At 59.9% G+C, this 7,318-nt stretch carries 8 protein-coding genes; 2 read left to right on the top strand and 6 right to left on the bottom strand.

The genetic code is table 11. From position 1 onward, the window contains the following. The 5 genes from ccoG to ccoN form a co-directional block, all read right to left on the bottom strand. The coding region (gene ccoG, locus EN749_RS26500) for a cytochrome c oxidase accessory protein CcoG (RefSeq protein ID WP_128364275.1) at positions 1–961 on the bottom strand (961 nt) is incomplete at its 3' end. Between the two features lie 181 nt (positions 962–1,142). Continuing rightward, positions 1,143–2,006, bottom strand: coding sequence for a cytochrome-c oxidase, cbb3-type subunit III (gene ccoP, locus EN749_RS26495; RefSeq protein ID WP_128364273.1), 864 nt, complete (start codon positions 2,004–2,006; stop codon positions 1,143–1,145). Positions 2,007–2,008: 2 nt separating this feature from the next. Then, positions 2,009–2,158 (bottom strand): cbb3-type cytochrome c oxidase subunit 3, encoded by a 150-nt coding sequence (locus EN749_RS26490; RefSeq protein ID WP_128364272.1) that lies wholly within the window; start codon positions 2,156–2,158, stop codon positions 2,009–2,011. 12 nt (positions 2,159–2,170) lie between these two features. Further along, the gene (ccoO, locus tag EN749_RS26485; protein ID WP_128364271.1) at positions 2,171–2,902 is read right to left on the bottom strand and encodes a cytochrome-c oxidase, cbb3-type subunit II; all 732 of its coding nucleotides are present in this window, start codon (positions 2,900–2,902) and stop codon (positions 2,171–2,173) included. Between the two features lie 11 nt (positions 2,903–2,913). Continuing rightward, on the bottom strand, positions 2,914–4,524 hold the full coding sequence (gene ccoN / locus EN749_RS26480) for a cytochrome-c oxidase, cbb3-type subunit I (protein WP_128364270.1): 1,611 nt from the start codon (positions 4,522–4,524) through the stop codon (positions 2,914–2,916). A gap of 252 nt (positions 4,525–4,776) precedes the next feature. Here ccoN and EN749_RS26475 point away from each other — a divergent pair, with 252 nt between their 5' ends. Next, complete coding sequence (locus tag EN749_RS26475; protein ID WP_128364274.1) at positions 4,777–5,187, top strand: hemerythrin domain-containing protein; 411 nt, start codon at positions 4,777–4,779, stop codon at positions 5,185–5,187. A gap of 2 nt (positions 5,188–5,189) precedes the next feature. On the opposite strand, the gene EN749_RS26470 is transcribed toward EN749_RS26475, so the two are convergent. Continuing rightward, complete coding sequence (locus EN749_RS26470) at positions 5,190–5,918, bottom strand: Crp/Fnr family transcriptional regulator (protein WP_128364269.1); 729 nt, start codon at positions 5,916–5,918, stop codon at positions 5,190–5,192. Positions 5,919–6,079: 161 nt separating this feature from the next. Between EN749_RS26470 and hemN the strand changes: the two genes are divergently transcribed. Further along, positions 6,080–7,318: oxygen-independent coproporphyrinogen III oxidase (gene hemN, locus EN749_RS26465; protein ID WP_128364268.1), on the top strand; the 1,239-nt coding region annotated here is incomplete at its 3' end.

The following is a 7,318-nucleotide window of genomic DNA, read 5'->3' as shown; positions in this document are numbered from 1 at the left end:
TGCCGAGCTTGTCCATGACGCCGTCACAGGCGTCGATGCAGAGCGCGCAAGTGATGCATTCGAGCTGCTGGCCGTCGCGAATGTCGATCCCCATCGGGCAGACCGCGACACAGGCATTGCAGTCGACGCAGTCGCCCACGGGCTGGCCTGCGGCCAGCAGCTTCTTGGCGTGGCGCGAACGCGGTTCGCCGCGCCAGTCATTGTAGGTGACAGTGAGGGAATTTTCATCGAGCATGGCCGCCTGGATGCGGGGCCACGGGCACATATAGGTGCAGACCTGTTCGCGCATCAGACCGCCGAACGTGTAGGTGGTAGCCGTCAGGACGGCGACAGTGATGTAGGCGACGGGCGCCGCAGTGCCGGTGAAGAGCTCGCCGAGCAGTGTCGGTGCATCGGCAAAGTAGAAGATCCAGGCGCCGCCGGTCGCCGCCCCTATGATCAGCCAGATGGCGTGTTTCGATATTCGCAGCGCAAGCTTGCGGGCGGTCCAGGGACCTGCATCCAGCTTCATGCGGGCGTTGCGATCACCCTCGATGGCGCGCTCGACGACCAGAAACAGATCGACCCATACGGTCTGCGGACATGTATAGCCGCACCAGGCACGCCCGACAGTCGACGTGATCAGGAAAAGACCGACTCCGGCCATGATCAAAAGGCCGGCCACATAGTAGAATTCCTGCGGCCAGATCTCGATGAAGAAGAAGTAGAAGCGCCGATTGGCGAGATCGAGCAGCACGGCCTGGTCCGGGGCGAACGGACCACGGTCCCATCGCAACCACGGTGTCAGGTAGTAGATACCGAGCGTGATCGCCATCACCAGCCACTTGAACCGGCGAAAGCTTCCCGTTGCCCGTTTCGGGAATATCTTCTTGCGCGCGGCATACATAGGCTGGCGCATTTTGGCCGAGTTGACCGCTTCGGCTTCGAGCCGCTCTACCTGCATATTGTCCAGCACATGCATCTCCACTCGCGCGGGCGACAATCTGCCCATGCCCGGGCTGCCAGCGTGGGCAAGTCTTGCCGCGGGGCGAGGGCAGGCGCGTTGATGCAAGTCAATTGCCGGTGTCGAATACAGGTCGAGGCCCGGCATGGCCGGGCCTCGTCGCTTGGCTGGTGAAGGGCCGGGAACAGGTCCCCGCTTCCTATTCCCCACCACCAAGCGAATGGATGTAGACGGCGAGCTCCTTGACTTTGGTCTCGCCCAGGCGTGCGCCCCAGGCCGGCATGACGCCCTGTTTCGGCGCCCGGACCTGGGCGGCGATGGCTGTTTCACCGGATCCATAGAGCCAGATCGCATCGGTCAGGTCGGGGGCGCCGAGCTCCTTGTTACCCTTTGCATTGTCGCCATGACAGGCCACGCAATTTTCGGCAAAGACCTTGGCGCCGGGTTCGACGAGGCCGGCACCCTGGAGCTTTCCTGACAGGCTGGCGACATAGGCGCTGACCTGAGCGATCTGGTCAGTGGTTATGATGTCGCCGAAGGCAGGCATTTCCGACAGGCGCGTGTCCGGATCGGACGCGAAGCGGATGCCGTGCGTAATCGTCTGCTGGACCTGCTCGGCCTTGCCGCCCCACAGCCAGTCGTCGTCGTTGAGATTGGGAAAGCCCTTGGAACCTTGGGCGCCGGAGCCATGACATTGTACGCAATTGACCTTGAAGGCGGCGCCACCGGCGGCGATTGCGAATTCGCGCAGGCCGTCGTCCGCGGCGATCTCCGAGACGCTCTTGGACTCCACCGCCGAGATATATTTGCCCTTGGCGGCTTCAGCCGCGGTCAGCTCGTTCCTGACCTCATTGCGGCTGGAATAGCCGAGCACACCCTTCGTCGCCGAGTGCAACAGAGGCCATGCCGGGTAAGCGATGGTGTAGCCGATCGCCCAGACAATGGTGACGTAAAAGGTCACGACCCACCAACGCGGAAGCGGGTTGTTCAGCTCCCGGATGCCATCCCATTCGTGGCCGGTGGTCGAGACGCCAGAGATTTCATCGATATGCTCGTCGCTCATGATCACTCGTCCTCAAGGGGAATCCGGGCAGCTTCGTCGGCCAGCTTGCGGCTGCCGGGGCGCAGCGCGAAGGCAATCGCGCCGACAAAGAAGAGCGCCATGGCGACCAGACCCCAGCTGTCAGCAAACTCCCGCATCAAATTGTATTCCATGAATAAAGCTCCTCAGCGGTAGCCGGCGGCTTCGTCGTAGTTCTTGAAATCAACCAAGGTCCCGAGCATCTGCAGATACGCAACGAGGGCATCCATTTCAGTCACCTGTTGCGGATTGCCGTCGAAGTCTCCGACCTTGGCTTTGGGATAGCGTTTCTCAAGGCCGGAGGTGTCGGCATTGGGGTCGGCCTGCGTCGCCAGATCGGCATTGGCATTGGCGATCATTTCGTCGTTGTAGGGGACGCCAACACGCGCATTGGCAACCAGATGCGTCGAGAAGCCCTTCACATCGATCGGCGCGTCTTTGAGGAACGCATAGCTCGGCATGATCGATTCCGGCACTACCGAACGCGGGTCCGCAAGGTGGTCGACGTGCCAGACATTCGAGTAGCGGTCGCCAACTCGGGCGAGGTCCGGTCCGGTGCGCTTCGATCCCCACTGGAAAGGATGATCGTACATCGACTCGGCCGCCAGGCTGTAATGGCCATAGCGTTCAACCTCGTCGCGGAACGGCCTGATCATCTGGCTGTGGCAGAGGTAGCAACCCTCGCGCACATAGATGTTGCGCCCGACAAGTTCGAGCGGCGAGTAGGGGCGCATGCCTTCCACCTTCTCGATCGTGTTGTCGAGATAGAAGAGTGGTGCGATCTCGACGATGCCGCCGACAGTCACCACAAGAAGAGAGCCAACGAGAAGAAGCGTGGCGTTCTTCTCGATGATTGCGTGTCTATCCATCAAGCCCATTGTCTGGCTCCTTATTCGGCAGGCTGAAGGGTGGGAATGGAGCCGGGCATCGGCTGCTCCTCGCGCTGATATCCGAGGATGGTCATGGTGATGTTCCAGGCCATTATCAGGGCGCCGGTGAGGTACATGGCCCCACCGATGGCGCGCATGACATAGTAGGGGTGCATGGCGGCGACGGTTTCAGCGAAGGAGTAGACCAGGAAGCCCTGCTCGTCGTATTCGCGCCACATCAGGCCCTGCATGACGCCGGATACCCACATGACCGCGGCGTAGACAACGATACCAAGTGTCGCCAGCCAGAAATGCCAGGTGACCAGCCGCAACGAGTAGAGCCGTTGCCGGTTCCAGAGCTTCGGCACCATGTAGTAGATCGCGCCGAACGAGATCATGCCGACCCAGCCGAGCGCACCGGAGTGGACGTGGCCAATGGTCCAGTCGGTATAATGCGACAGCGAATTGACCGCCTTGATCGACATCATCGGGCCTTCGAAGGTCGACATGCCGTAGAAGGCGATGGCCATCACCATCATGCGGATGATGGGGTCGGTGCGAAGCTTGTCCCAAGCGCCTGACAAGGTCATCAGGCCGTTGATCATGCCGCCCCAGGACGGCATCCACAGCATGATCGAAAACACCATGCCGAGCGTCTGCGCCCAATCGGGCAGGGCTGTGTAGTGCAGGTGATGCGGCCCGGCCCAGATGTAAAGGAAGATGATCGCCCAGAAGTGGATGATCGAAAGCCGATAGGAATAGACCGGGCGGTTCGCCTGCTTGGGCACGAAATAATACATCATGCCGAGGAAGCCGGCAGTCAGGAAGAAGCCGACGGCGTTGTGGCCATACCACCATTGCGTCAAGGCGTCCTGGACTCCGGAAAAGGCGGAGTAACTCTTGGAGCCCAGGAACGACGCCGGCATCGACAGATTGTTGATCACATGCAGCATCGCGATGGTCACGATGAAGGACAAATAGAACCAGTTGGCGACGTAGATGTGCGGTTCCTTGCGCTTGAAGATCGTGCCGAGGAACAGGATGAGATAGGCCACCCAGACGATGGTCAGCCAGATGTCCACATACCATTCGGGCTCCGCATATTCGCGGCTCTCGGTGATGCCGAGCAGGTAGCCCGTCGCGGCCATGACGATGAAAAGCTGATAGCCCCAGAAGACGAACCAGGCGAGATCACCACCGAAGAGGCGGGCGCGGCAGGTGCGCTGCACGACGTACAATGATGTGCAGAGCAGCGCGTTGCCGCCGAAGGCGAAGACGACGCCCGACGTGTGCAGGGGCCGCAGGCGGCCGAAATTGAACCAGGGCTGGATGTTGAGATCGGGGTAGGCAAGCTGCAGCGCGATGACCACGCCGACAAGCATGCCGACGACACCCCAGAACATGGTGGCGATGGCGCCGTAGCGGATTGGGCCATCCATGTAAGCGGATGGATCGACTGCGACTGCCGGGGCGAAATTCGTGTTGCGAAGGAGAATGGCGACAAAGCCGAGCAACACCAAGAACAGCACCCACATATGCTGTCGGAATGGCGCGTCCACGCCGAAGCCGGCAGCCACAAAAGCCGCGAATGTGAAAAGGCTTAAGGCGAAGATGAGCGTGCCGAACTTCATGACATGTCCCCGACGTCGACTCCGATGCGCGGATGTCAATCCGCAGGGACAGCAATTCAGCAGTCACGTCGCCGCCGCCTTGATCCATGTCAAAGCCCGGCGCTTTCGGATTGGGCAGCCTTGGGTGCGCAAACGATCAGGAGGTTGCCGTTGAACAGGGAGAAGGAACTGGGATCGTCGCTGTCCAAAACAAGCCGCGAAAGTTCGACACTTGCGGTTCGATCTGGAAGAGAGGTAGTTCCGGCGGCGGTGATGAAACGTGCGCATCTCGAAAAGCTGCAGCTGTGCGATGCTCTGGAAAGAATAGCAGACACGTTGCCGAAGGTTGATCGTTTGAAATGCCTGAGCACGGCAAACGCGATCGTCCCGCTGTTGCGAAACATTCATCGATACGAAGAGACGATGATCTTCCCGGCCTATGAGGCTGCTTTGAACAGCCGCGACGCCAACCTCGATTCCACCCGGCGATTGCGCGCCGAGCATGTCGAGGACGAGTGCTTTGCCTCCGAGGTGACCGAAATTCTGCTGGCCATCGGCCATGGCAAGACTATCGACAATGCCGAAGCGGTTGGCTTCATGCTGCGTGGCTTCTTCGAAAGCTTGCGCCGGCATATTGCCTTCGAGCGCGAGCACGTCTTGCCGACGATTGGATCCGACTATTGATCCTAAGCGCCGGAGCGGCGCTGGAGCCGGTTCAGGTTATCGACTGTGACATGCCGATTGTTCTCAATCCGGATCACGCCATCTGATCGCAACCTGGTCAACTGGCGGCTAACTGTCTCGATCGTCAGACCGAGAAAATCGGCGATGTCGGCGCGGGTCAGCGGCAGGTCGAAACTTGTCGATTGGGCGGAGGGGTCGAGCGCGGGGTCTATGTTCCTGGCGATCATGAGAAGAAAGCTCGCCACCTTTTCCGAAGCACTCTTGCGGCCCAGCGTCACCATCCAGTCGCGGGCATCATCGAGTTCGTTCAGCGTCTGCTTGAACAGGCGATGCTCCAGTCCCGGAGACTCTTTCATCATCCGTTCAATGGCGGCCTTGGGGAATGAGCACAAGGAGACTGCGGTTGCAGCCTCGGCGTTGATGGCGCTTTCCACCTTGAAGGGCCTGCCCAAAAAATCGGGAGCAAATTGGAGCCCGACAATCTGCTGGCGCCCATCCGAAAGGCTCTTTGTAAGCTTGACCACGCCGGAGAGCACGTTCGAGTAACTGTCGACGGTCTCGGCGTCGCCAATCAATTCCACGCCGGGCTCAACCGTATGTTTCGATGAAGTTCTGGCTAGACCCACCAGTTGTTCAGGGTCGAGAGCGCCGCAAACGCCATGGTGGCGCGCCTCGCACGATTGGCAAAGCACGGGAATGCCGGCGCTGTGTACATCCTGACGCACTGTCATCGTGGTCTTCCGCGGGTCCAAAGTCCTGTCACGATATAGCATCGACCCAAGCAAAAGCGCTTGCGGCAGTTTGTCCGCAGCCCATGGGCATTGACCGAAATCAAGGCGCTACTGCCTCTTGTGAGCAACATCGCGCGACACAGCCCGGAGCAGATTAGGACATGCGCCCAGATTTAGTTGCCCGACTTGGCGAGAACGTGCCGCGTTACACGAGTTACCCCACGGCGCCGCATTTTCATCCGGGTGTCGATGCTGCTGTGTGTCGTGGTTGGCTGCAGGCGCTTGGCGAGGATGACGAGATCTCGCTCTATCTGCATATCCCTTATTGCGACAAGCTTTGCTGGTTCTGCGCCTGCCATACGAAGCAGACACGCCAGTACGAGCCGGTGACCCAATATCTGCACTCGCTGCATGACGAGATCGCGACCGTTGCCTGTCTTGTCGCAGGCAAGGGCCGCTTGCGTGCCGTTCATTTCGGTGGTGGTTCGCCAACCATGCTCAAACCGCAGGATATCGTTGCACTATCGGAAGTCTTGCGCGATGGATTCACATTTCTTCCCGACGCCAGGATCAGCGTTGAAATCGAACCCAACGACATGGACGAAGCCCGGCTCGACGCACTCGCCGAAATCGGCATGACGAGAGCGAGCCTCGGCGTCCAGGATTTCGATCCCAAGGTCCAGAAGGCCATCAATCGCGAGCAGACCTTCTTGCAAACGAAAGCTGTCGTTGACGGCGTTCGTTCGCGCGGCGTCGAATCGGTCAACTTGGACCTGCTCTATGGCTTGCCGCACCAGACCCGGGAGAGCGTTTCCTCGACGGTCGCACAAGCGTTGACCCTGGAGCCGGATCGGATCGCCCTTTTTGGCTACGCGCATGTGCCGTGGTTCAAAAAACATCAGACAATGATCGACGAGGCCTGGTTGCCAGGTCCGGAAGAGCGGTTTGCCCAATCGCAACTGGCAGCGCGCGCCATCCTTAACCAGGGATACGAAGCAATCGGGCTCGACCATTTCGCCAAACCGGACGATGCGCTGGCGGTTGCCGCGCGTTCGGGAACTTTGCATCGGAACTTTCAGGGCTACACCGAAGATCGCTGCGAGACTTTGATTGGCCTTGGCCCTTCATCCATCAGCCAGTTTCGCCAGGGCTACGTCCAGAACATGCCTTCGACCGCTGAATATGGCCGCATGGTGGGTGAGGGTGGGTTGGCTTCGGTCCGCGGGATTGCCTTTTCCAACGACGACCGCGCTCGCGGGTGGATCATCGAGCGGCTGATGTGCGACTTCGCCTTTTCGGCGATCGACCTGGTTGAGCGCTTCGGCGAAGCCGGCCAAAAGCTTCTCAGCAAGGCAAGCTCGACCGCGCTTCTTGACCCCGCACGCATGCTTGAATTGAAC

Origin of the sequence: Mesorhizobium sp. M7A.F.Ca.ET.027.02.1.1 (genome assembly GCF_004022985.1) — a bacterium.
Taxonomy (GTDB): Bacteria; Pseudomonadota; Alphaproteobacteria; order Rhizobiales; family Rhizobiaceae; genus Mesorhizobium.
Note: the sequence above shows the minus strand (reverse complement) of the source record. Positions and strands in the feature narration are given on the sequence as shown.